This window comes from Microbacterium sp. BH-3-3-3 (assembly GCF_007679045.1).
Classification (GTDB): Bacteria; Actinomycetota; Actinomycetes; order Actinomycetales; family Microbacteriaceae; genus Microbacterium; species Microbacterium algihabitans.
Window position 1 is genome coordinate 111,395 of the sequence record NZ_VEFS01000002.1, and the last position, 22,305, is coordinate 133,699.

The window sequence follows — 22,305 nt, forward strand, 5'->3', positions numbered from 1 at the left end:
CGGTCCTTTCTGCGTCTCGGCGCGTGACGGCGGCGATGTTCTCGGCTACCCTAACGTGCAATATGAGCATTGCATAGTGCTCTATATGCACACAGGGAGAGTCATGGTTCGACCGCGAACGGATGCCGTCGACGAGCGGATCCTCACCGAACTGCAGGCCGACGCCCGCATCCCCCTCGTCACGCTCGCCGCACGCGTGCACCTCTCGCGCAACGCCGTGAAGCAGCGGATGGAACGCATGGAGCGCGACGGCTTGATCGCCGGATACACGCTCGCGCGGCCCCGGGTCGACGACGGCCGCGTGACCGCGATCGTCCTGGTCTACCGTGCCGACCGCATGCGCGGGGCCGGGGTGATCACCGAGCTGACGCGCATCCCCGAGGTCGTGCAGTGCGACATCCTCTCGGGGCAGTTCGACCTGCTCGTGACGATCCGCGCCGAATCGATGGAGAGGATCGGGCAGATCTGGGAGCGCATCGCCGCCCTCCCGGAGGTCTCCGACACGGTGACGTCGGTCTCGCTCACCCGCGTGATCGACAGGGCGTGACCGGCGGGCGCGCGGATGCCGCAGCCCCCTCTCGTGGCGGGAGCCGCGGCATCCGTCGATCATGCGTTGATGCACACGACCTTGGGCTGGGTCATCTCCTCGTAGGCGAAGCGGACTCCTTCGCGACCCATGCTCCCGAACTTGGCTCCGCCGAAGGGCATGCTGTCGACGCGGTAGTCGGAGGAGTCGTTGATCATCACGCCGCCGGCTTCGAGGCGATCGGCGACGCGCAGCGCGCGCCCCAGGTCGCGGGTGAAGGTGCCGGCGTGCAACGCGTATTCGATGTCGTTCGCCTGGGCCACCGCATCGTCTTCGTCGTCGAACGGGGCGAGCACGACCACGGGGGCGAAGGCCTCGTCGGCCCACAGCTCGCACGACAGCGGCACGCCCTCGACGACGGTGGGGGAGTACACCGACCCCTCGAGGCGGTGCCCCACGAGCACGCGGGCGCCGGCGCGCACCGCGTCATCGACCACGCGCTGGGCGGTCTGCGCGGCGGCGGGGGTGATCATGGGCCCCACGTCGGTGGCCTCGTCGGCGGGGTCGCCCGCGCGCAGGGCTGCGGCCGCGTCGACGAACAGCTCGCGGAAGGCCTCGAAGACCCCACGCTGCACGAGGATGCGCTGCGCGCCCACGCAGTTCTGCCCGGCGGCCCAGAACGCCCCCGACACGCACGCCTCCACGGCCTGCCGCACATCGGCGTCGTCGAAGACGATCACCGGTGCGTTTCCGCCCAACTCCATCGCGAGGCGCTTCAGGCCCGCTCCTCGCGCGATGGCCTCGCCCGTGGCGAAGCCGCCGGTGAACGACACCATGCGCACCTCGCGCGCGGCGACGAGTGCGGCGGCGACCTCGCGATCGCCGTGCACGACGGTCACGATCTCATCGGGAAGGCCCGCCTCGATCAGGATGCCGACGAGGAACTCGGCCGTGAACGGGGTGTACGGCGACGGCTTGAGCACCACGGCGTTGCCACCGGCGAGGGCCGGGCCGAGCTTGTGCGCGACGAGGTTGAGGGCGTCGTTGTAGGGCGTGATGGCCACGACGATGCCCAGCGGCTCGCGGGTGAACCAGCCCTTGCGGTTCTCCGACCCCTCGAACGCGTCGAAGGGGATGACCTCGCCCGTCGCCGAGCGGGCGGTCTCGGCCGACAGCGACAGGGTCGTCACCGCGCGGCGCACCTCTTTGCGGGCCTGTCGGATCGTCTTGCCGGCCTCGCGCACGATCAGGGCGCTCGCGGCGTCGGAGCGCTCGCGCAGCAGGGCGGCCGCGCGTTCGAGGATGCCGTGACGGGCGAAGCGCGAGAGCCCGCGGGAGAGCTCGGCGCCGACGCGGGCCCGGGCGATGACCGCGGGCACGTCGTCGACGGGCGTGAGGGCGACGTGCCCGACGACGGTGTCGTCGAAGGGGTTGCGCACCTCCAAGGACGAGGAGGGGGCCACGAGCGTCATCGCTTCGCCTCGGCGGTGCGGGCGACGCGGGCGTCGATCTCGATGATGTCGGACAGCAGGGCGTACGCGGTCTCCACGCGGCCGGCGCCGGGGCCGCTGACCGTGACGGTTCCGAGCAGGTCGGTGTCGAACGACACCGCGTTGGTCGGTCCGCTGATGCCGGCGAGGGGGTGGGTGAGGGGCAGGGCCATCGGCTCCACGCGGGCGTCGATCGAGCCGTCGGCACGACGCTCGGCCGAACCGATGAGCTTGAAACGCAGACCCCGGGCCGCGGCATCCGCGATGTCGGCCGGCGCGAGGCCGGTGATGCCCGTGCAGGTGACGTCGGCGGGGGTGATGCGGGCGCCCAGCACCTCGTTGGCGAGGATCACGACCTTCAGGCGCACGTCGGACCCCTCGATGTCGGCCGAGGGGTCGGCCTCGGCGTATCCGAGGGTCTGCGCTTCGGCGACGGCGGTGGCCAGGTCCATTCCCGCTTCCATCTGCCCGAGCACGTAGTTGCTCGTGCCGTTGAGGATGCCGCGCACCGCGTCGATGCGCAGTCCCTGCAGGGCGGATGCCGCGAAGCGCAGCACCGGGGTGCCGCTGACGACCGACCCCTCGTACGCGAAATGCACACCGTGGGCGGCGGCGACGGCGTTCAGCTCGGTGCCGGCGAGGGCGACGGGACCCTTGTTGGTGGTGGTGACGCTCTTGCCGGCCTCGAGCGCGAGGCGCACGTGCGAGACGCCGGGCTCTCCGTCGAGGGGGTTGGTGAAGGTCGCCTCCACGACGATGTCGGCGCTCGTCTCGCGGATGACCTCGGCGTTGCGCGGGTCGGCCGCGCCCCCGGGCCACGCGGCGAAGGTGTCGTCGGCGCCGAGCGCGAACACCGCGTCGAGGTCGATGCCCTCGTCCTGCACGAGCGAGCCGAGGCGCAGGTCGGTGATCGCGACCACGCGCAGGGCGAAGCCGAGCTCTTCGGCCAGCTCGTCTCCGCGGGTGCGGATGAGGTCGGCCAGCGCGCGGTTGACGCCGCCGAAGCCGATGAGGGCGAGATCGTGACGGTTCATGGTGCTCCTCGAGAGGGGTACGGAAGGGACTGTGACGATCGTGCGACGACGTCACGGCACCGCGCCCCTGACGTTCGGGCGGTGACGGATGCCGTTTCGTCGGTGCCGCGGGCGGATCGTCCGTTCGTCGCGAATGCGTCGCCGGCTCTTGAGCGGGGGTGGGGTGCACGCTAGGGTCCGTGGAAACATGTGCGAAATGAACACGGTGCAGTGTTCATCCAGCACGAACTGCGATCCGCTCCCTCCTCTTCGAATGCGAGAAGCCATGACCAGATCCACCGACCCCGCCACCCTGCCCAACGCCCTGCCGCAGACGGTCGCCACGCAGGTGCCGCTGCGCCGCCTGCAGCGCTCCATGGATGCCCGCCACCTCGTGATGATCGCGCTGGGCGGCGTGATCGGGTCGGGGTTGTTCCTCAGTTCCGGCTACACGATCAACCAGGCCGGGCCCCTCGGCGCGGTGATCGCCTACCTGATCGGCGCCTTCGTGGTGTACCTGGTCATGGCGTGCCTGGGCGAGCTCGCCGTCGCCTACCCGGTGTCGGGGGCGTTCCACATCTACGCGGCGCGGGCCATCAACCCCGCGACCGGGTTCACGACGGCCTGGCTGTACTGGCTCTGCTGGGTCGTCGCCCTCGGGTCGGAGTTCACCGCGGCCGGGATCCTCATGCAGAGGTGGTTCCCCGGCGTCCCGGTGTGGGTGTGGTGCCTCGTGTTCGCGGGCGTGCTGTTCGGGATGAACGCGATCTCGGCGCGCGTGTTCGGCGAGACGGAGTTCTGGTTCTCGCTCATCAAGGTCGTCGCGATCGTCGCGCTCATCGTGCTCGGCACCGCCGCCATCTTCGGCTTCACCCCGCTGTCGAGCGAGCACCCCGGCGCCGTGCTCTTCAGCAACTTCGTCACCCCCGACGGGCTGTTCCCCACCGGCGTCGCGGGCGTGCTCATGACCTCGCTCGCGGTGTTCTACGCCTTCAGCGGCTCCGAGCTCATCGGCGTCGCGGCGGGTGAGACGAAGGATCCGGCGCGAAACATCCCGAAGGCGCTGCGCTCGACCGTGCTGCGTCTGCTGGTGCTGTTCGTCGGCTCGATCACCGTCATCTCCGCGATCCTGCCCTACGAGCAGGCGGGGTTGACCTCGAGCCCGTTCGTCGACGTCTTCCAGTACGCGGGCGTCCCCTTCGCCGGCGACATCATGAACTTCGTCATCATCACCGCGCTGCTCTCGGCCGGCAACAGCGGCCTGTTCTCGTGCGCCCGCATGCTCTTCTCCCTCGCCGAGGAGGGGCACGCCCCGCGCTCGTTCACGAAGCTCACCCGTCGCGGCATCCCGATCGTCGCCCTGAGCGTCAGCATGGCCATCGGCCTGGTGTCGTTGGTATCGAGCGTGATCGCGGCCGAGACCGTCTACCTCGTGCTCGTCTCGATCGCGGGCTTCGCCGTCGTGGCGGTGTGGATGTCGATCGTCGCGGCGCACTTCTTCCACCGACGGGCCTTCGTCCGCGGCGGCGGCGACGTGAAGACGCTCGCCTACCGCGCCCCGTTCTACCCGGTCGTGCCGATCCTCGCCTTCGTGCTGCTCCTGGCCTCGATCGTGGCGATCGCGTTCGACCCGAACCAGGTCGCCGCGCTGTACTTCGGCATCCCGTTCGTGGTGGCGTGCTACCTGTTCTTCTGGTGGCGGTACGGTCGTCGAGGAGCCACCCCCGTCGCCCTCGTCGACGAAGAGGCCACCGAGACGCCCTCGACCGAAAGACGCTGATGACCGCGCCCGCCTCGCTGACGCAGGGACTCTCGCTGCTCACCGCGGCCGTCGAACGCGAGCGCTCGGGTCGCCCGGGCCTCGCGCTCGCGCGGCTCGCGGAGGCGGCGGGCGTCGAACGCAGCAGGGCCTCGCGCGTGACGCAGGAGCTGCGGCGCCTCGACTTCGTCGAGCGCGACGCGGCCTCGGCTCTGCGCGCGGGCCCCGCGTTCCTTCGCGCGTCGGCCGCGCGGCACGAACCGTGGCTCCGCTCGGCCCGCGTGCACCTGCGTTCGATGGCCGCCCAGCTCGGAATGACCGCGCGCGTCGTCGCCGGCGACGGTCAGCGCGCCCTGCTGCTGCGCATCGAGGGGGCGGAGGCGAACGGCGAGGGGACCCTGCGTCCCTCCGCCGTCGCGCCGATCTGGTGCACCGGGGCGGGGCGCGCCCTGCTCTGGGATCACTCGCGCGACGACCTGGGCGCGCTTCTGGCCGACGCGCAGTTCGTGGGCGTGGGCGGCCCGGGAGCCGCGCGCTCCGTGGACGACGTCGACGCCCTGCTGCGGCGCGACCGCGAACGCGGGATCGTGACCGCCCACGAGGAGTACGTGGCCGGGGTCACCGATCACGCGCTGCCCGTGCGCGGGACAGAGGGGATCGTCGCGGCGGTGTCGGTGAGCGGCCCTCCCGCGGGCGCGGCGCAGGCGCGGCGCATCGCCGCCCTGCTCGCCGACAGCGCCGCACGCCTCAGCGCGCTCGCCGCAGGCGCGACCGACTAGCGGATGCCGCCGAGGCGCTCCGAGAGGGCGCGTGCGGCCGCGCTGCAGGCGTCGGCGATCTCGCCGGTGCGGGGCTCGAGGGCGGTGCGCACGCCGACGACCTGGACCGCGGCGACGACCTCTCCGCGGAAGTCCCACACCGGCGCGGCCACGGAGTACAAGCCCGCCTCGGCCTCCTCGTCGACGATGGCGTAGCCGCGCTCGCGCGCGGCGCGCAGCCGCTGCAGGAAGTCCTCGACGTCGCGCGGCGCCTTAGGGCCGGCGGCCTCGAAGCGCGTCGCGGCGAGCACGGCGCGCACCTCGTCGTCGTCGGCATCCCACAGCACCGCCTGCCCGGCGTCGCTGCAGAAGGCGGGGTAGGCGCGGCCGATCCACGTTCCGACCATGCGAGACGAGGCGGGAATGCTCTCGACCACGGTGACGGTGGTGTCTCCGCGCAGCACGCCGAGGAACACCGCTTCGCCCGTCGACAAGGCCAGTTCGTCGAGCACCTCGATGCCCTCCGCGCGCAGGCGGCGGTCGACGAGGTCTTCCGCGGCGGTGTACCACGCCCACGAGAGGCGGTACCGGCGCTGCTCGTCGCGCACGACCACGTCGTTCGCTGCGAGGGCGGTGAGGGTGCGCGAGACGTGCGAGCGATCGCGCCCCAGGTCACGGGCGACGTCGGTGACCGAGGCCCCGGGGCGCGTGCGGGTGAGGGCCGCGAGGCTCGCGACCACGTCGAAGGCCCGGCTCACGGTCGACGTCGCGTCGGCGTCGTCGTCGGAGGTGCCGTCGGCGAGCGTCATGACCCCAGCGTAGCGAGCGGCCGCGCGCCGATCCGCGTGCACATCGACTACTGTTTCTGCGTCGCCCGGACGCCTCGACGGCTCCGGGCTCGATCATGATTGCGAGCCCCCCATGAGTCGTCCCACCGATTCGTCCGCTCCCGAGACGGCGACCTCTCAGCCGCAGCGGAGTCTCCGCCGTGCCATGAACGCCCGCCACCTCGTCATGATCGCCCTGGGCGGCGTCATCGGGTCGGGCCTCTTCCTCAGCTCGGGATACACGATCGCCCAGGCCGGTCCCCTCGGGGCCGTGCTCGCGTACCTGCTCGGCGCGTTCGTCGTGTGGCTCGTCATGGTGTGCCTCGGCGAGCTGGCGGTGACCTACCCCGTCTCGGGCTCGATCCACATCTACGCCGCCCGCACGATGGGACCGGCGACGGGCTTCGCCACGGCGTGGCTGTACTGGCTGTGCTGGGTCGTCGCGCTCGGGTCGGAGTTCACGGCATCCGGGATCCTCATGCAGAGATGGTTCCCGAACGTCGACGTCTGGGTGTGGTGCGTGGTCTTCGCCGCGGTGCTGTTCACCCTCAACGCCATCTCGGCGCGCGTATTCGGCGAGACCGAGTTCTGGTTCGCCCTCATCAAGGTGCTCGCGATCGTCGCCCTCATCGTGCTGGGCGGCATGGCGATCTTCGGCTTCACCCCTCTGTCGTCCGAGCCGCACGAGGCGGTGCTGCTGAGCAACTTCGTCACGCCCGACGGGCTTCTGCCCGCGGGTCTCGGCGGGGTGCTCATCACCTCGCTCGCCGTCTTCTACGCCTTCAGCGGGGCGGAGATCGTCGGTGTCGCCGCCGGTGAGACGAAGGATCCCGCCCGCAACATCCCCCGCGCGCTGCGCTCGACGGTGCTGCGTCTGCTCGTGCTGTTCGTCGGCTCGATCGTCGTGATCGCCGCGCTCCTGCCGTACGACAAGGCCGGCGTCAGCGAGAGCCCCTTCGTCGAGGTCTTCGACATCGTCGGGGTGCCGTACGCCGCCGACATCATGAACTTCGTCGTCATCACCGCCCTGCTCTCGGTCGGTAACAGCGGCCTCTACTCCTGCGCGCGCATGCTCTTCTCCCTCGCCGAGGAGGGATACGCCCCCCGCGCCTTCACGAAGCTCACGCGCCGCGGCATCCCGATGGTGGCTCTGCTCGTCAGTCTCGCGATCGGCCTCGTCTCGCTCATCACCAGCGTCGTCGCCGCCGAGACGGTGTACATCGTGCTCGTGTCGATCGCCGGGTTCGCGGCGGTGGCGGTGTGGATGGCCATCGTGGCCGCGCAGTTCTTCCACCGGCGCCAGTTCCTGCGGGAGGGAGGCGACCTCTCCACCCTCGCCTACCGCACGCCGATGTATCCTCTCGTGCCGATCCTCGCCTTCGTGCTGCTGACGGCGTCGATCGTGGCGATCGCCTTCGACCCCAACCAGGTCGCGGCCCTGTGGTTCGGCATCCCGTTCGTGGGTCTCTGCTACCTGTACTTCTGGCTGCGTTACGGCCGCAAGGGGCGGGTTCCCGAGCGCCGCGACGAAGAGGCCCCCCTCGCCTGATCGCTGTACGCCGCGTCCAGTGCGTCGGCGCGTGCACGCCGGAATGGCGGATGCCGCGGGCGTGCCGTCCGCAGTAGCGTCGCGGAACCACGAGCACGCGGAGGACACATGGACCAGCTCGACACCCTCGTCGTCGGGGCCGGGATCTCCGGCCTCACGGCTGCCCGGCTGCTCGCGCAGGCCGGACACCGGGTCGTGGTGCTCGAGGCGCGCGACCGCGTCGGCGGCCGGGTCTTCACCGACCGCACCGGGGGCCACGTCACCGACCGCGGCGCCTCGTGGATCCACGGCATCACCGACAGCCCGGTCGCTGCGGCGGCTCGCGCCTTCGGCATGCCGATGGTCGAGTTCACCGTCGGCGGGTACCAGCCCGACTCCCGCCCCCTGACCTACTTCGACGCCGAGGGGCGCCGACTCGACCCCGCGGAGGTGCGGCAGTACGCCGACGACATCCGCGCCCTCAATGCGGCCCTCGTGGACGTCATCTCCGCGGCCGCCCCCGACGCGACGTACGGCGACGCGGTGGAGCAGGCGCTCGGGGAACGGGATTGGGACGCCGAGCGGAAGGAGCGCGTCCGCGAGTACAACGACCGCCGCGCGCAGGAGCAGTACGGCGTCGGCATGCACGGACTCGGAGCCCACGGCCTCGACGACGACACGGTCGACGGCGACGAGGTGGTCTTCCCCGAGGGCTACGACGAGCTGGCCCACCACCTCGCAGCGGGCCTCGAGGTGCGCTTCGAGCACATCGTCTCGCAGGTGCAATGGAACGAGGGCGGTGTCGAGGTCGAGACCGATAGAGGCACGTTCTCCGCGGCGCGGGCCGTCGTCACGGTTCCCGTCGGCGTCCTCCACGCGGGCGGGGTCGTGTTCGAACCCCCGCTTCCGGCCGGGCACCGGCGCGCGCTCGACCTTCTGCGCATGAACGCGTTCGAGAAGGTCGTCCTGCGTTTCGCCGAGCGATTCTGGGAGGACGGGGTCTACGGCATCCGTCAGCTCGGCGACGAGGGGGAGTGGTGGCACTCCTGGTACGACCTCGGCCGCCTGCACGACGAGCCCGCCCTGCTCACCTTCGCGGCCGGGCCCGCGGCGGTCTCCACCCGCGGGTGGAGCGACGACGAGATCGTCGCCTCGACCCTCGCTCAGCTGAGGCGCCTGTACGGCGACGCCGTGCCCGCGCCGACGAGCGCCCTCGTCACCCGCTGGCAGGACGACCCGTTCTCACGCGGGTCGTACGCCTACATGCTGCCCGGATCCATCGGCGCCGACCACGACGACCTCGCCGAGCCGCTCGCCGGCGGAGCGCTGCACCTCGCGGGCGAGGCGACGTGGGGAGACGATCCCGCGACCGTCCCCGGTGCGATGCTGTCGGGGCACCGCGCCGCGCAGAACGTGCTCGGTCGCGAGATCCTCATCAGCGAACTCTGGGCGTGACTGCCCAGAAGGTCCCCGAGCCTGTCGAAGGTCCCTGAGCGTTACCGAGGTCCCTGAGCCTCACCGAGGTCCCTGAGCCTCACCGAGGTCCCTGAGCCTGTCGAAGGGACCGGGGCCATCGCGGGTGCTCGTGGCTTCGACAGGCTCAGCCACCCGCGACGGCGCCTCAGCCACCAACGACGGAGCCTCAGCGCGGCTCCGGCCCCGTCGCGACGGGCAGCTCCGGGTGGTTCGACCACTGGCTCCACGACCCGGCGAAGACCCGCGGCTCGAAGCCCGCGAGCGTGAGGGCGACCGCCTGGTGCGCGGCCGTCACGCCCGACCCGCAGTAGACGCCGACGCTCATGCCGTCCTCGGCTCCCAGCATCCGGAATCGCGAACGCAGCTCGTCCGGCGCGCGGAAGCGTCCGTCGTCACCGACGTTCTCGGTGGTCGGGGCGCTCACGGCGCCGGGCACGTGGCCGGCGCGCGGATCGATGGGTTCGACCTCGCCGCGATAACGTTCCCCGGCCCGGGCATCCAGCAGCAGCCCGTCGTCGGCGAACGACGCGACCTGGTCGAGCGCGAGGGTGGGCATCGCGCCGTAGGCCAGTGAGATCGAGCCGGGCGCGGGGGCCGCGGCATCCCCCTCCTCGAGGGCGAACCCGGCCTCGACCCACGCGGTCAGTGCCCCGTCGAGCAGGCGCACGTCGGCGACCCCGGCCGCGCGCAGCAGCCACCAGGCCCGAGCGCTCGACATGTTCTTCAGGTCGTCGTAGACGACGACGGTGTCGCCCTCGTCGATTCCCCACCGGCGGGCGGTCTGCTGCAGCGCCTCGATCGGGGGGAGCGGATGCCGGCCCTCGGCCGGCGCGCCGTGGGCGGCGAGGTCGTGGTCGAGGTCGACGTACTGCGCGCCCGGGATGTGCCCGGCACGGTGGTCGGGCCGCCCGTCGGGGCGGTCCAGTCGCCAGCGCACGTCGAGCACGCGGACGGGCCCGCCGTCGGCGTATCGGCCGGCGGCCAGGGCGTCGTGCAGTTCTTCGGCGGTGGTGAGGATCGCAGCCATGCCCTCAGTCTGTCGTCTCTGGGCCACGTGTTCGGCCGTCGGCCACGCGCGCGCGGGCCCGGTCGTGTCGCGAGGCGATGGGCACGGTCTCGGTCGCGCGCGGCAGGCCCATCGGCGGGGTCGCGACGTAGATCGTCTCGGCGCGCTCGACCACGTGCGTCTCGTGCCAGATGCCGACCGCCCCGGGCACCGTGCGCGCCCGCTTGTTGAAGCGCGTCCACGCCGGGCGGTGCTCCTGGGTCGGCGCCGAGGCGTAGGTGTAGAGCTTGTCGAGCGACGACCAGTACTGCACGAGGTACGGACCGCGGGCGCCGAGCAGCATCGTGAAGCCCAGCAGTCCGGAGTCGGGGTCGGTGCTCAGTTCGCGCAGCATCTTGGGCATGTCGCTCATCAGTGGCATCCACTGATCGGGCCGCCACCATTTGTTGATCGTCATTCCGATGTGGAAGACGACGAGTTCGCCGTCCCAGCGGTGGGTCATTCGTCCCGGATTGATGGATGCCATGGCTCGTCCTCACTCGATAGTATCACTATCCAGTGTTAGATAGTAAAGCTATCGAGTCAAGGGGTGAGCGGTGCGGATCTCGGAATTGTCGGCGGAGAGCGGAGTGCCCGTCGCCACCATCAAGTACTACCTGCGCGAGAGGCTGCTGCCCGAGGGGGAGCGCACCTCGCCGACGCAGGCGAGCTACGGCATCCCGCACGTGCAGCGCCTCGGCGTCATCCGCGCGCTCGTCGACGCCGGCGTGGGGATCGCGGGGGTGCGCAAGGTGATCGGGGTGCTCGAAGAACCGCCCGAGAATCCCTATGACCTGCTCGGTGCCGCCAACGCCGCCGTGACCCCGGTGGTCGACGGCGACCTCGACCTGTCCGCGGCCACCGCCCTGCTGGAACGCATGGGCGGCTCACCCCTCGATTGCTTCCCCGACCAGCTCCGTGCCGTCGCGCATGCCCTCGCGACGCTCGATCGCGCGGGGTTCACGGTGCCCCCGTCAGTGATGGACGCCTACCTCGTCCATCTCGGCGCGATCGGCGACGCCGAGCTCGCCTCGACACCCGAGACGTCGATGGACGATGCCGTGCGTTACGTCGTGCTGGGGACGGCCCTGGTCGAGCCCCTCGTCCTCGCGCTGAGGCGGGTCGCCGAACAGATCGCCGCGTCGCGACGCTTCTCGCCGAGAGGTTAGGGGTTCGGGTTCGAGGCCGCCCCGTCGAGCCAGAGCGTGTCGCTCTTGTCGCCGTGCGACCCGCCGCGACCGACGTGCGTGTCGTCGATCTGCGGGCCCTTCGTGATCACGTGCACGAGGGCCATGCCGTGGCCGCGCCCGAGGTCGTAGTCGTCTTTCAACCACTCGAGGATCGGGGTCGCCTTGGTGCCCGGTCCGAAACCGCGCTCTTCGGCAAGGGCGATGAACTGCCGTGGGGTGAGACCCGTCTTGGTCTCGATGTTGTCGAGGTAGGACTGGAAGGACATGACCGGAGGCTAGCGGTCTGCTCCGACATCGGTCCACCGCGTCGCCCGTTGCCGGGCGGCAGGCCACCGGGCCGGGCCCGGGTACGGTCGAAGGATGGCCGTCACCGTGCACCGCGCGCCCGTCGCCGACATCGCCCCCCTCACGCTGTACCGCATCCTCTGGATGCGCGTCACCGTGTTCGTCGTCGAGCAGAATGCCGCGTACCCCGAGATCGACGGTCGCGACATCGAGCCGGGAGCCGAGCTCATGTGGGCGCAGGACGGCGACGACGTGCTCGCGACACTCCGCCTCCTGCGGGAGCCGGCGAACACCCGCATCGGTCGGGTCGCCACGGCCCCGCACGCCCGCGGCCGCGGGATCGCCGCCGACCTCATGCGCGCGGCCGTGGGGCAGCTCGAGGTCGAGGCGCCCGGGGTGCCCATCCTGCTCGACGCCCAGGCGCATCTCGCCGAGTGGTACGGCCGCTTCGGTTTCGTCGTGTCGGGGGCTCCGTTCGCCGAAGACGGCATCCCGCACGTCCCCATGCGCCGCACACGACTCGAGACGCCGAACCTGATCCTGCGGGAGTGGACGCGCTCCGACGACGACCGCGCGTTCCTGTACGACATGTACCGCCGGCCGGAGGTGCGTCGATTCCTCGGCGACGGTCGCGTCATGGCCGACCCGGGCGAGGTCGACGCGCTGCTCGATCGCTGGGCGGGGCTCGCCGAGGGCGTGCTCGGGGTCCGGGCCGTCACGACGCGCGAAGGTCGCCGCCTCGGCTCGGTGCTGCTCAAGCGCATCCCGTGGTCGCGCGACGCGGGCGACGGCCGCGAGAACGACGTCGAGATCGGGTGGCACTTCCACCCCGACGCGTGGGGTGCGGGCTCCGCCACAGAGGCGGCCGAAGCGGTGCTGACGCTCGCCCACCAGCGCGGCATCCGTCGTGTCGTCGCGGTGACGAACCCGGCGAACGAGGCGTCGAAGGCCGTCGCCGAGCGCATCGGGATGCGGCCGGTCGGCACGACCCGTGAGTACTACGACACCGAGTGCTCGTTGTTCGTCGCGGAGGGTCCGTGAGACGTCGCGCCGGGATCGCCCTCGTGCTGGTCGGCGTGCTTGCGCTCGCCGGTTGCGACCTGAAGTTCTCGCTCGGCTTCGGCACGGGTTCCGACGGCACCTTCGAGGGCTCGGAGGTGACGGTGCCCGTGCTCTACGCCAGCGGTTCCAAGGGCGGACTGACCTCGCAGCGCATCACCGCCGCGTCCGCCGACGGCGGCGACCTCAGCATCGACATCACCGAGAACGACGTCAGCGGCGTCGACCCGGTCACCCAGTCGGCGACGTGGACGGCCGTCACCGCCGCGACACTGCTCACCGGCGCCCGCCCCGACACCGCCTACACCTTCGGCTTCGACGCACGCCTCGCCACCCCGTCCGCGGGAGCCGTGACCGCGGTCGGCGTGCTCGCGCTGTACTACGGCACCGAGGTGCAGCCCGGCGTCGCTCTCGCGGGCGGGGTGACGCCGCTCGGCATCGTGAGTCCCGTCGCGGGGCTGCCGGAGCAGGTCTCGGCGGCGATCGAGGCGGGAGGGATCGACACGATCCTCGTCCCCGCGGGGCAACGTGTGGCGGCGGATGCCACGGGGGCGCCGGTCGACCTCGATCAGCTCGCAGCGACCGGGGGCATGACGATCACCGAGGTGGCCGACATCGCGGGCGCCTACGCCGTGATGACGGGGGAGGATCTGCCCGAGGCGGCCTTCCCCACCCCCGCCGCGTCACCCGACGCCCTCCCCTCACCGCGTGCGGACGCCGACGGGCTGACAGACGGGGCGTTGGACGGGCCCACCGACGACGCTCTGACGGCGGCCGCCGCCGCGGTGCAGGGGCTCGACGGCGACCTCGCGGATCGGGTGCGCGCGGGGGTGCAACGGGCGCGAGAGCTGAGCGCGGCGGGCGAGACCGCGGGCGCATTCGCGACGGCCCTCTCGGCCGCAGACGACGCCGCGGCCGCGCGCGGGTCCGCCCTCTCCGCGGTCGAGGCCTCCGCGCAGGCGTCCGCCGTCCTCGCGGACTCCGATGCCCTGCTCACCGCTCTGGCCGGCGAGACGCCGACGACGCTCGACGGCGCCGACGCCCTCCTGGCGACGACGGGCGCCGCCGCGGAGGCCTGGGCGCTCGCCTCGTTCGCCCGATCGATCTTCGCCGCCGACGCCGACGACGCGCAGCTCGAGGCGGGGCGGATCGCCGCGTCGCTGGCATCCGCGTCCCTCGCCCGCGCCCGGACGATCGACGACGTGCGCGCATCTCTGGGTGACGCCGGCCCCGTCGCCGCAGACGCCGACCTCGACGGTCTCGCCTCGCTGCTGCGCCGTGCCGCGATCGCCGCCGACGACGCGTACGACGGCGGCGCCGACGAGACGCCCGCGGCCGATGACCCCGCCGCTGTGCGGCTGCGGGCTCTCGAAGAGGCGCGCGAGACGCTCTCGTCGCGCGCCGACGAGAGCGGCGAGTGGTTCGCACTGGCGGTCGCCGCAACGAGCTACGACCGCAGCATCACTCCGCTCCTGGCGAGCCAGGCGGTGGCGGTTCCTCAGGGTGTCGACCCCGCCGACGCGATCGCCCAGCGCATCGCCGTGGGTGACGAATACGTCGTGCGGGCCGTCGATGCGCTCACCGGGACCGGCGCCGAGGTGCCCCTCGTACGGGCGGCGGCGGCGGATGCCGCGGCGCGGGCATCGGCGACGCTCGCGCCGGGGGCGTTCACGGCGTTCATCTCGCCGTTCCTCCGCGCTCGCGTGCTCGCCTTCGTGGGCGGCGTGCAGCGCGACTGACCCCACGGCCCGCGCCTCAGTGCGGGGCGTGATACTCGGCGGTGCCGCGCTTCCAATAGCCCTTCACGATCGTCGCCGCGGGGTCGCCGGTCCAGCGTTCGAGAAGGAGGGCGCGTCCGGCGCGCACGACCGACTGCTCCGCGGCGACGAAGCCGAACACGCATCCGTCGGGCCGCTCCTCGACGTCGAGGGCGTCGAGCCAGTCGGTCAGCTCGCTGCCGGCCTCGCGATTTCCGCGGTGCAGCTGCACCACCTCGACACCGGGGGGAGCGGCCACGGGAAGGTCGTGCGCGGCGTCGGGGACTTCGATCGCGATGCGCCCGACCGCATCGTCGTCCATCGCCGCGGCGAAGCGCCGGATCGCGGGCACGGCGGTCTCGTCGCCGGCCAGAAGCCAGGCGTCGGGACGGCCTTCGAGCACCATCGAGCCGCGCGGACCGCCGACGCCCACCGCGTCGCCGATCAGCGCGGTCTCGGCCCACCGGCTGCCGACGCCGTCGCGGTGCAGCGCGACGTCGATGTCGAGCCACCCGTCGACGGCATCCCACGACACGGGGGTGTACTCGCGGTTCGGCGCCGACCGGAGGTCATCGGTTCCCGCCGTCGGCTCCGACGGGAAGAACACCCGGATGTGATCGTCGGCGCCGGGGGAGTCGAACCCGCGCAGATCGTCGCCCTCCAGTCGGAGACGGACGAAGGCGGGTGTGAGGTAGGTGCGGAGAGATCCGCATGAGTTCACGCCTGTTCCGTCCCCTCGCCGTCGCTTCGCTCACGGCCGCTCTCGCCCTCGCCGGCTGCGCCTCTGCGGCATCCGCCCCCGCCGACCAGGCCGCAGGCGCGTCCACGGTGACCGTGGACGACAACCACGGATCGATCGAGGTTCCGGTCGCCCCCGAGCGGGTCGTCGCCCTCGACAACACGACGTTCCAGACGCTCAGCGACTGGGGAGTGACGCTCGTCGCCGCTCCGAAGCCCCTCATGTACGACCTCTGGCCCTCGCTCTCCGGTGGCGACGATGTGCTCGACGTGGGCCTGCATCGCGAGCCCGACATCGAGGCCGTCGTCGCGAGCGAGCCCGACCTGATCGTGGGCGGCTACCGCTTCCGCGAGATCTACGACCAGTTGAGGCAGATCCAGCCGGCGATCATCGAGACGAGCCCGCGCGACGGCGAAGACCACGCCGCCGAGCTGAAGCGGCAGACCGCGATCCTGGGTCAGGTCTTCGACAAGGAAGACGAGGCCGCGCAGCTCTCCTCCGATCTGGATGCCGCGATCTCCGACGCCCGTGAGGCCTACGACCCGTCGCAGACGGTGATGGGCCTCATCACCTCGGGCGGCAAGATCGCCTACGCGGCCCCCGGTGAGGGCCGCGGAGTCGGAACGCTCTTCCCGACGCTCGGACTCACACCCGCCCTCGAGCGCTCGGCCGAAGACGCGTCGCACGGTGACGACATCAGCGTCGAGGCGATCGCCGCTGCGAACCCCGAGTGGTTGTTCGTGCTCGACCGCGACGCGATGTTCGGCGAGGACGGGTACGTCTCGGCGAAGGAACTGGTCGAGAACGCCGAGGCGCTGAAGAACGTCCCCGCCGTGCAGAAAGACCAGATCGTCTACCTCGACGCGAGCTTCTACCTCGACGAGGGCATCCAGGCCTACACGAAGCTGTACCGCTCGGCCGCCGAGGCTTTCGCGTCCTGACCCGGCTGTACCCGCTCGTGTGGGGGTCGGATCCGCCGACCCTCACACGAGCGGCTCAGGACGGATGCCATGACCTCCTCACCTGTTCGCCTCCGCGCGCGCATCGCGTTGCCTCTCGCCCTGGCTGGGGTGGCCGCGCTCGTCGTGCTCTCGCTGTTCGTCGGCGCCTACGATCTCGCCGCCGACGACTTCGGCGGCGAGATGTTCTTCATCTCGCGCGTGCCTCGCACGGTCGCGCTCGTCCTCGCCGGCTGCGCCATGGCCGTGTCGGGCCTGATCATGCAGCTGCTCACCCAGAACCGCTTCGTCGAACCGTCGACGACGGGCACGACCGAGTGGGCGGCGCTCGGGCTGCTCGTCACGGTGTTGCTCGTGCCGGCGGCACCCCTGTGGGTGCGCATGGTCGCGGCCTCGATCGCCGCCTTCGTCGGCACCATGGTGTTCATCGGCATCCTGCAGCGGATCTCGCTCCGGTCCTCACTCGTCGTGCCCCTCATCGGCATCATGCTCGGCGCCGTCGTCTCGGCCTTCACCACGTACCTGGCCGTCTCGACCAACTCCCTGCAGATGCTCGGCACATGGTTCATGGGCAGTTTCACCTCGATCGTCCGCGGGCGGTACGAGGTGCTGTGGATCGTCGCGCTCGTGGTCCTCCTGGTGTTCCTCTACGCCGACCGCATCACCGTCGCCGGCCTCGGTCGCGACATCTCCACCTCGGTAGGCCTGGATCACACCCGCGTGCTGCTCATCGGCACCGGTCTCGTCGCGGTCGCCACGGGGGTGACCACCGTCGTGGTGGGGTTTCTGCCGTTCCTCGGTCTCGTCGTGCCGAACCTCGTATCGATGTGGCGCGGAGACAACGCCCGCACCAACCTTCCCTGGGTATGTCTGGGTGGAGTCGCGATCGTGGTGGTGTGCGACATCGTCGGACGGATCATCCGGATGCCGTTCGAGGTCCCCGTCTCGATGATCCTCGGCGTGGTCGGCGCCGCCGTGTTCATCACCTTGCTGCTGAGGATGCGCGCCCGTGCCTGACACCCTGGCGACGATCGCCCCCGCCCGCCCGCGCCGTCCACGGATCGCCTGGCGCTTCGGCATCCTGGCTCTCGTCGTCGTGATCGCAGCCGTCGGCGTCCTGATCTGGGATGTTCCGGGCGCCCCCGGTTCGCGGGGCTTCGGTATCGCGGTGAACCTCCGCGTCGTGAGCGTGGCGACCATCGCGCTGGTGGCCTGCTGCCAGGCGGTGGCGACCGTGCTGTTCCACACGGCCACGGCCAACCGCATTCTGACGCCGTCGATCATGGGCTTCGATGCGCTCTACGTCGTGATGCAGACCGCTCTCGTGTTCTTCTTCGGCAGCGCCGCCCTCTCGGCGACCGACGGCCTGCTCAAAGTCGTGGTGCAGAGCGTGCTGATGGTGGGGTTCGCCACCCTGTTGTACGGCTGGCTGTTCGCCGGTCGGCGCGGCAACCTGCACATCATGCTGCTGGTCGGCGTGGTGCTCGGCGTCGGCTTCGGCTCGCTCTCGACCGTCATGCAGCGACTACTGACGCCGAGCGACTTCGACATCCTCTCGGCTCGTCTGTTCGGCAACCTGTCGAACTCCGACCCCGACTACCTCCCCTGGGGTGCCCTGGTCGTCGCCGGTGTGCTCCTGCTCGTGTGGCGCGCGCGTCATCGGCTCGACGTGCTCGCCCTCGGTCGCGAGACCTCCCTCAACCTGGGCCTGGCCTACCGTCGCGAGGTGATCGGCGTGCTCGTGCTCGTCGCCGTGCTCATCTCGGTGTCCACGACGATGGTGGGTCCGATGACCTTCTTCGGCTTCATCGTCGCGACCCTCGCCTACCAACTCTCCGGATCGTCGCAGCATCGCGTGGTGCTCCCCTTCGCGGTGCTGCTCGGCATGGCGACCCTGCTGGTGGGGTACTTCGTGCTGCGCCACGTCTTCTACGCCGCGGGCATGCTCTCGATCATCATCGAGTTCGCCGGAGGCCTGTTCTTCCTCGTCTACCTCCTCCGGAAGGGGAGCCTGTGATCTCTCTCACCGACGTCACCATGACCTACGGCGATCTCACCGTGCTCGGCCCCGTCACGCTCGACATCCCGGCGGGCGGCGTCACGGCCCTCGTCGGGCCGAACGGGGCAGGCAAATCGACCCTTCTGACCATCGTCGGCCGACTCGCGACGGCGACGACCGGTCGCGTCACCGTCGCCGGTCACGACGTGACATCGACTCCCGGCCGCGAGCTCGCCCGAATCGTCTCGATCCTGCGCCAGGAGAACCACTTCGTCACCCGGCTCACGGTGCGCGACCTGGTCGGCTTCGGCCGCTTCCCGCACTCGCAGGGCAGGCTCACCGCCCTCGACCACGAGAAGGTCGACGAGGCCCTCGCGTTCCTCGACCTCACGCCGCTGGCGGGCCGCTACCTCGATCAGCTGTCGGGCGGTCAGCGTCAACGTGCGTACGTCGCGATGGTCCTCGCGCAGGACACCGACTACATCCTGCTCGACGAGCCGTTGAACAACCTCGACATGAAGCACGCGGTCGCCATGATGGGCCAGCTCCGCCGAGCAGCCGACGAACTGGGCAAGACCATCGTGATCGTCGTGCACGACATCAACTTCGCGGCCGCCTACGCCGACCGCATCATCGCGCTGTCGGAGGGCCGGGTCGTGCACATCGGAACGCCGGCCGATCTGATGACCCCCGCGGTCTTGGAGCAGGTGTTCGGCACCCCCGTCGAGGTGCGCCGTGACGGCGCGTACCCGCTCGCGGTGTACTACCGCTGAGACCTGACGTCTCAGAGCTGGATGCCGTTGTCGGGATCGTTCACGCCGACGCTGCGGCCCCGGCTCGACTCGTAGGCGATGAGCCATCCGACCGAGACGGCCGCGGCGATGATCAGGCCCAGCCAGATGTTCTGCCAGACGAGACCGAACACGGCGCCGAGCCCGAAGAGCACGACACTGCCCAGCACCCAGTAGGTGCGTCCGCGCGGCCAGCCGGTATCGGGTTGCGTCATGCGGTCAGCCTAGGGCGGGCCGCGGCCGATGTCGCGGGCGCCTCAGCGATCGCGGTGGTCCTCGGGGTGCAGGCGGGGTCCGCGGCGGGGCTCGAGGGCGGAGCCCGCGTAGATGAGACGGATCACGCGCTGCCGGTGCCCCGCGAAGGGTTCGAGAAGCTCGAGCATGCCGTCGTCATCGGTGCGGTGACCCGTCAACGCGAAGCCCACCTGGTGGGCGAGGTGGTAGTCGCCGACGCTCACGGCATCCGGATCACCGAACGCGCGGATCCGCGTCTCGGCACTCGTCCAGATGCCCACGCCCTTGAGGCTGATGAACACGCGATCGCGGGCTTCGCCGTCGACGGCCGCCTCCGCCGCGCGGACGACCGATGCGCCGCGACGGGCCGTCTCGACGATCGTGCGCGACTGCGGCGGTTCGAGGCCGGCGCGATGCCACGCCCACGACGGAACGTGCCGCCATCCCTCGATGTCGGGAGGGGCGAACATCGGTCGCGGAGTCGGACCGGGCGCCCGCTCGCCGAACCAGGTGACGATGCTGCGCCAGGCCGAGAAGGCCTGCATGCTGGTGACTTTCTGCTCCATGACGGCGCTCACGAGCGCGTCGAAGACGAGGTCGGTGCGACCGATGCGCAGATCGGGGTGACGGCGATGCCATTCGGCGACCGACGGATGCCGCGACGCGTCGAATCCGTCGAGGTCGTCGTCGCGTCCGCACAGGGCGGGCAGCTGGTCGAGTGCCCACTCGGCGCCCGGACCCCAGGCAGCCGCCGTGACCGTACCGCCGACGCGCAGGCGCAGGGCGAGGGTGGCGACGCCGAGAGGGGTGCGGCTCACGCGCCACACCACGCCCCCGGCCGACAACGGCTGCGAGGCGGAGTAGGTGGGATCGTTCGCGCCGTGGCGTTGCGCCGCGACGGCTCGGCCGATGTCGACCGGGCCCGCCGGGCGGTACTCCGACTCGATCGGGCGTCCCGCGGGGGCGGCGAGCTCGCGTGACGCGTGATGCGCGCGGACCCCGGTCGACCTCATGCCGACACCCTACGTCGGAGCACCGACATCGCGGCATCCGGCGTCGCGGAGAGGGTGAGGACCGGTCGGGAGGGTCAGAAGCGGTCGGGCGACGGCGTGCCGTGTCCGTAGCGGATCGACACGTCGGCGTGACGGTCGAAGCGGTAGCCGACCCCGCGCACCGTGCGCACGATGTCTTCGTAGACGCCGAGCTTCGCGCGCAGGCGACGCACGTGCACGTCGATCGTGCGCTCGCCGGGGGCGTCCTCGTCGGTCGAGCCCTCCCAGAGGGATGCCACGAGCTCGGTGCGCTCGATCGTGCGCCCCTCGCGCAGCACCAGGTACTGCAGCAGCTCGAACTCCTTGAACGTGAAGGCCGCCGACTCGCCGTCGATGAGCACGCGCTTGCGCGAGATGTCGACGACCACGCCGCCGGGCGCGCGATCCTCCTCGGCGGGCTCGTCCTTGGTGCGAGCGACCGCCGAGGGCTCGTGCAGGGCGAGGCGCACGACGTCGACGTCGCGGCCACCGGCACCCGCGGGGGCGAGGGCCACGGTGGCGTACGTCTCGGCTGCGGGGGCCAGCTCGCCGAGCGTGCGGCGGAGGGCCTCGACCAGGGTGCCGAGGCTCACGCCCGCGGCGGCGGCCTTGGCCTCGTCGATGCCCACGTAGAGGGCGAAGCCGCGGGGGGAGGTGGTCGCCGGGCCGGTCGGGCGGGCGGGGGCCGCGGCGGCCGGCGCCACGGGGGCGGCGGGGCCCGGAGCGGCGGGGCGAGCGGCGCGGGGCGAGACGGTGGTGGTCACGGGGCGGTCGAGAACAGCGGTAAGCGACATGAGGAGGAAGTCCTTGGGTGTGTGAACCCGGGCATCGTCACGGAGCGGGGTTCGACGGGAGGTGGGGGCCGAAGGGCCGGAGCGCGGCATGCGGATGCGCGTGATCGACGCGCGGATCCGTGGACCGGGGGACGACGTCGGCGTTCAGAAGCGCGAGGGTCGTCCGGGCGAGGGTCGCTGTTAGCGGCACATTCGACAACACATGACAACGCGGCCGGGCATCATCATGCCGGCAGTCCCGTTCGCCTCCCGGGCGGACAGAGAACGCGCGTTGACAGTCATGGGGGGATTATGACCCACCGAGTCCTCGTGCGTCAAATCGCGTCGACCGGGATCCCGGTGCGCATCATGCTCAGCCGGCGTGGCCTGAGCTCGGTGTGCACCGTGCACTTTGCGGCATCCGCCCGACGATGTTTCCGGGAGGCGTAGCCTTCCCGCATGTCAGATCTGCAGTTCGCCGACGACAAGACCGCCTCGCGGTACACCCTCCACCGGGGAGACGACCTGGTCTCGGTGCTCGACTACCGCGACGACGGGCGCACGGTCGCCCTGACGCGCGCGTTCACCATTCCCACTTTCCGCGGTCACGGCTACGCGGGTGTCATCACCGAGCGCGCCGTCGACGCGATCGAGGCGGCGGGCGACCGCGAGATCCTCCCCGTGTGCTGGTACGTGGGGGAGTGGTTCGAAGCGCACCCCGAGCGCGCGGGCCTGCTCCATCGACGTTCGGCCTCCTGAGCAGCTCCTGGCGCCTATGTCCGCCTCGGTGCGGTCGTCAACCCCTGCCCGATGCGGGCGGTCGTTCGCGAAGCTGAAGCTCTGGAAAGGGGTGTCATGAACAACGAACGCGACCTTCCCGAGGGAGTCATCGACGCGGACCCGCCCGGAGGGTGGGAGAGCGGTGCCGTCGCCGACGGCGAGACCGCGGAGCGCAACGACAGCGCGAAGGGATCGTCCCGTCTCAACGACGCCGCTCCCTCGGACCCCATCGAGGGCGATGCCGCCAGCCAGGGCATCGACCCCGACATGAGCTCGGAGGACTGAC

At 71.2% G+C, this 22,305-nt stretch carries 24 protein-coding genes; 14 read left to right on the forward strand and 10 right to left on the reverse strand.

Annotation, left to right across the window (positions count from 1 at the left end):
* Positions 1-103 precede the first annotated feature (103 nt).
* Positions 104-547 (forward strand): Lrp/AsnC family transcriptional regulator, encoded by a 444-nt coding sequence (locus FS769_RS08320; RefSeq protein ID WP_144832275.1) that lies wholly within the window; start codon positions 104-106, stop codon positions 545-547.
* Between the two features lie 59 nt (positions 548-606).
* Here FS769_RS08320 and FS769_RS08325 read toward each other — a convergent pair whose 3' ends face one another.
* Both FS769_RS08325 and FS769_RS08330 read right to left on the reverse strand, forming a co-directional pair.
* A complete protein-coding gene (locus FS769_RS08325; protein ID WP_144832277.1) occupies positions 607-1,998 on the reverse strand; it encodes an aldehyde dehydrogenase family protein in 1,392 nt (463 codons plus the stop codon).
* Positions 1,995-3,050: a homoserine dehydrogenase gene (locus FS769_RS08330; protein ID WP_144832281.1), complete on the reverse strand. Its 1,056-nt coding sequence runs from the start codon at positions 3,048-3,050 to the stop codon at positions 1,995-1,997. The genes FS769_RS08325 and FS769_RS08330 overlap by 4 nt, the downstream gene beginning before the upstream one ends.
* 265 nt (positions 3,051-3,315) lie before the next feature.
* Here FS769_RS08330 and FS769_RS08335 point away from each other — a divergent pair, with 265 nt between their 5' ends.
* Both FS769_RS08335 and FS769_RS08340 read left to right on the forward strand, forming a co-directional pair.
* Positions 3,316-4,809: an amino acid permease gene (locus tag FS769_RS08335; RefSeq protein ID WP_144832284.1), complete on the forward strand. Its 1,494-nt coding sequence runs from the start codon at positions 3,316-3,318 to the stop codon at positions 4,807-4,809.
* Entirely contained in the window at positions 4,809-5,567 is a 759-nt protein-coding gene (locus FS769_RS08340; protein ID WP_144832288.1) for an IclR family transcriptional regulator C-terminal domain-containing protein, read from the forward strand. The genes FS769_RS08335 and FS769_RS08340 overlap by 1 nt, the downstream gene beginning before the upstream one ends.
* Here FS769_RS08340 and FS769_RS08345 read toward each other — a convergent pair.
* A complete protein-coding gene (locus FS769_RS08345; protein ID WP_144832291.1) occupies positions 5,564-6,355 on the reverse strand; it encodes an IclR family transcriptional regulator in 792 nt (263 codons plus the stop codon). The genes FS769_RS08340 and FS769_RS08345 overlap by 4 nt on opposite strands.
* Before the next feature lie 112 nt (positions 6,356-6,467).
* Here FS769_RS08345 and FS769_RS08350 point away from each other — a divergent pair, with 112 nt between their 5' ends.
* A complete protein-coding gene (locus tag FS769_RS08350) occupies positions 6,468-7,922 on the forward strand; it encodes an amino acid permease (RefSeq protein ID WP_144832294.1) in 1,455 nt (484 codons plus the stop codon).
* A 108-nt stretch (positions 7,923-8,030) separates the two neighbouring features.
* Positions 8,031-9,356 carry an NAD(P)/FAD-dependent oxidoreductase gene (locus FS769_RS08355; RefSeq protein WP_144832297.1) on the forward strand — a complete coding sequence of 442 codons (1,326 nt, stop codon included), beginning with the start codon at positions 8,031-8,033 and terminating at the stop codon, positions 9,354-9,356.
* 187 nt (positions 9,357-9,543) lie between these two features.
* Here the strand turns inward: FS769_RS08355 and FS769_RS08360 are convergent, their stop codons facing one another.
* Together FS769_RS08360 and FS769_RS08365 are read right to left on the reverse strand one after the other, a co-directional pair.
* Positions 9,544-10,404: a sulfurtransferase gene (locus FS769_RS08360; RefSeq protein ID WP_144832300.1), complete on the reverse strand. Its 861-nt coding sequence runs from the start codon at positions 10,402-10,404 to the stop codon at positions 9,544-9,546.
* Positions 10,405-10,408: 4 nt separating this feature from the next.
* Positions 10,409-10,909 (reverse strand): DUF4188 domain-containing protein, encoded by a 501-nt coding sequence (locus tag FS769_RS08365; protein WP_144832303.1) that lies wholly within the window; start codon positions 10,907-10,909, stop codon positions 10,409-10,411.
* A 70-nt stretch (positions 10,910-10,979) separates the two neighbouring features.
* Here FS769_RS08365 and FS769_RS08370 point away from each other — a divergent pair, with 70 nt between their 5' ends.
* Positions 10,980-11,591: a MerR family transcriptional regulator gene (locus FS769_RS08370; RefSeq protein ID WP_144832306.1), complete on the forward strand. Its 612-nt coding sequence runs from the start codon at positions 10,980-10,982 to the stop codon at positions 11,589-11,591.
* On the opposite strand, the gene FS769_RS08375 is transcribed toward FS769_RS08370, so the two are convergent.
* A complete protein-coding gene (locus tag FS769_RS08375; RefSeq protein ID WP_144832308.1) occupies positions 11,588-11,878 on the reverse strand; it encodes a DUF4287 domain-containing protein in 291 nt (96 codons plus the stop codon). The two genes, FS769_RS08370 and FS769_RS08375, sit on opposite strands and share 4 nt — an antisense overlap.
* 94 nt (positions 11,879-11,972) lie before the next feature.
* Between FS769_RS08375 and FS769_RS17175 the strand changes: the two genes are divergently transcribed.
* Both FS769_RS17175 and FS769_RS08385 read left to right on the forward strand, forming a co-directional pair.
* Positions 11,973-12,938, forward strand: coding sequence for a GNAT family N-acetyltransferase (locus FS769_RS17175; protein ID WP_313959271.1), 966 nt, complete (start codon positions 11,973-11,975; stop codon positions 12,936-12,938).
* Entirely contained in the window at positions 12,935-14,695 is a 1,761-nt protein-coding gene (locus FS769_RS08385; RefSeq protein WP_186325482.1) for a S16 family serine protease, read from the forward strand. Before FS769_RS17175 ends, FS769_RS08385 begins: the two co-directional genes overlap by 4 nt.
* Before the next feature lie 16 nt (positions 14,696-14,711).
* On the opposite strand, the gene FS769_RS08390 is transcribed toward FS769_RS08385, so the two are convergent.
* Complete coding sequence (locus FS769_RS08390) at positions 14,712-15,434, reverse strand: siderophore-interacting protein (RefSeq protein ID WP_144832314.1); 723 nt, start codon at positions 15,432-15,434, stop codon at positions 14,712-14,714.
* On the opposite strand from FS769_RS08390, the gene FS769_RS08395 reads away from it, so the two are divergent.
* The 4 genes from FS769_RS08395 to FS769_RS08410 all read left to right on the forward strand — a co-directional run bounded on the left by FS769_RS08395 (position 15,425) and on the right by FS769_RS08410 (position 19,183).
* On the forward strand, positions 15,425-16,393 hold the full coding sequence (locus FS769_RS08395; RefSeq protein WP_144832317.1) for a siderophore ABC transporter substrate-binding protein: 969 nt from the start codon (positions 15,425-15,427) through the stop codon (positions 16,391-16,393). The genes FS769_RS08390 and FS769_RS08395 overlap by 10 nt on opposite strands.
* Positions 16,394-16,462: 69 nt before the next feature.
* Positions 16,463-17,428, forward strand: coding sequence for an ABC transporter permease (locus tag FS769_RS08400; RefSeq protein WP_144832320.1), 966 nt, complete (start codon positions 16,463-16,465; stop codon positions 17,426-17,428).
* Positions 17,421-18,428, forward strand: a complete 1,008-nt coding sequence (locus FS769_RS08405) for an iron chelate uptake ABC transporter family permease subunit (protein ID WP_144832323.1) — start codon at positions 17,421-17,423, stop codon at positions 18,426-18,428. The genes FS769_RS08400 and FS769_RS08405 overlap by 8 nt, the downstream gene beginning before the upstream one ends.
* The gene (locus tag FS769_RS08410) at positions 18,425-19,183 is read left to right on the forward strand and encodes an ABC transporter ATP-binding protein (protein ID WP_144832325.1); all 759 of its coding nucleotides are present in this window, start codon (positions 18,425-18,427) and stop codon (positions 19,181-19,183) included. The genes FS769_RS08405 and FS769_RS08410 overlap by 4 nt, the downstream gene beginning before the upstream one ends.
* Before the next feature lie 11 nt (positions 19,184-19,194).
* Here the strand turns inward: FS769_RS08410 and FS769_RS08415 are convergent, their stop codons facing one another.
* From FS769_RS08415 to FS769_RS08425, 3 genes are all read right to left on the reverse strand, one after another.
* A complete protein-coding gene (locus tag FS769_RS08415) occupies positions 19,195-19,416 on the reverse strand; it encodes a hypothetical protein (protein WP_144832328.1) in 222 nt (73 codons plus the stop codon).
* Between the two features lie 42 nt (positions 19,417-19,458).
* On the reverse strand, positions 19,459-20,448 hold the full coding sequence (locus tag FS769_RS08420) for a DNA-3-methyladenine glycosylase (protein WP_144832331.1): 990 nt from the start codon (positions 20,446-20,448) through the stop codon (positions 19,459-19,461).
* 74 nt (positions 20,449-20,522) lie between these two features.
* A complete protein-coding gene (locus tag FS769_RS08425; RefSeq protein ID WP_144832334.1) occupies positions 20,523-21,260 on the reverse strand; it encodes a winged helix-turn-helix domain-containing protein in 738 nt (245 codons plus the stop codon).
* Between the two features lie 438 nt (positions 21,261-21,698).
* On the opposite strand from FS769_RS08425, the gene FS769_RS08430 reads away from it, so the two are divergent.
* Positions 21,699-21,998 (forward strand): GNAT family N-acetyltransferase, encoded by a 300-nt coding sequence (locus tag FS769_RS08430; protein ID WP_144832336.1) that lies wholly within the window; start codon positions 21,699-21,701, stop codon positions 21,996-21,998.
* A gap of 96 nt (positions 21,999-22,094) precedes the next feature.
* Positions 22,095-22,304, forward strand: a complete 210-nt coding sequence (locus FS769_RS08435) for a hypothetical protein (protein WP_144832339.1) — start codon at positions 22,095-22,097, stop codon at positions 22,302-22,304.
* Position 22,305 lies beyond the last annotated feature (1 nt).

Excerpts from the sequence above, each read along its gene's own strand:
- FS769_RS08320 (WP_144832275.1), top strand. The coding sequence starts at position 104 with ATGGTTCGACCGCGAACGGATGCCGTCGACGAGCGGATCCTCACCGAA.
- FS769_RS08325 (WP_144832277.1), bottom strand. The coding sequence starts at position 1,998 with ATGACGCTCGTGGCCCCCTCCTCGTCCTTGGAGGTGCGCAACCCCTTC.
- FS769_RS08330 (WP_144832281.1), bottom strand. The coding sequence starts at position 3,050 with ATGAACCGTCACGATCTCGCCCTCATCGGCTTCGGCGGCGTCAACCGC.
- FS769_RS08335 (WP_144832284.1), top strand. The coding sequence starts at position 3,316 with ATGACCAGATCCACCGACCCCGCCACCCTGCCCAACGCCCTGCCGCAG.
- FS769_RS08340 (WP_144832288.1), top strand. The coding sequence starts at position 4,809 with ATGACCGCGCCCGCCTCGCTGACGCAGGGACTCTCGCTGCTCACCGCG.
- FS769_RS08345 (WP_144832291.1), bottom strand. The coding sequence starts at position 6,355 with ATGACGCTCGCCGACGGCACCTCCGACGACGACGCCGACGCGACGTCG.
- FS769_RS08350 (WP_144832294.1), top strand. The coding sequence starts at position 6,468 with ATGAGTCGTCCCACCGATTCGTCCGCTCCCGAGACGGCGACCTCTCAG.
- FS769_RS08355 (WP_144832297.1), top strand. The coding sequence starts at position 8,031 with ATGGACCAGCTCGACACCCTCGTCGTCGGGGCCGGGATCTCCGGCCTC.
- FS769_RS08360 (WP_144832300.1), bottom strand. The coding sequence starts at position 10,404 with ATGGCTGCGATCCTCACCACCGCCGAAGAACTGCACGACGCCCTGGCC.
- FS769_RS08365 (WP_144832303.1), bottom strand. The coding sequence starts at position 10,909 with ATGGCATCCATCAATCCGGGACGAATGACCCACCGCTGGGACGGCGAA.
- FS769_RS08375 (WP_144832308.1), bottom strand. The coding sequence starts at position 11,878 with ATGTCCTTCCAGTCCTACCTCGACAACATCGAGACCAAGACGGGTCTC.
- FS769_RS17175 (WP_313959271.1), top strand. The coding sequence starts at position 11,973 with ATGGCCGTCACCGTGCACCGCGCGCCCGTCGCCGACATCGCCCCCCTC.
- FS769_RS08395 (WP_144832317.1), top strand. The coding sequence starts at position 15,425 with ATGAGTTCACGCCTGTTCCGTCCCCTCGCCGTCGCTTCGCTCACGGCC.
- FS769_RS08400 (WP_144832320.1), top strand. The coding sequence starts at position 16,463 with ATGACCTCCTCACCTGTTCGCCTCCGCGCGCGCATCGCGTTGCCTCTC.
- FS769_RS08415 (WP_144832328.1), bottom strand. The coding sequence starts at position 19,416 with ATGACGCAACCCGATACCGGCTGGCCGCGCGGACGCACCTACTGGGTG.
- FS769_RS08420 (WP_144832331.1), bottom strand. The coding sequence starts at position 20,448 with ATGAGGTCGACCGGGGTCCGCGCGCATCACGCGTCACGCGAGCTCGCC.
- FS769_RS08425 (WP_144832334.1), bottom strand. The coding sequence starts at position 21,260 with ATGTCGCTTACCGCTGTTCTCGACCGCCCCGTGACCACCACCGTCTCG.
- FS769_RS08430 (WP_144832336.1), top strand. The coding sequence starts at position 21,699 with ATGTCAGATCTGCAGTTCGCCGACGACAAGACCGCCTCGCGGTACACC.
- FS769_RS08435 (WP_144832339.1), top strand. The coding sequence starts at position 22,095 with ATGAACAACGAACGCGACCTTCCCGAGGGAGTCATCGACGCGGACCCG.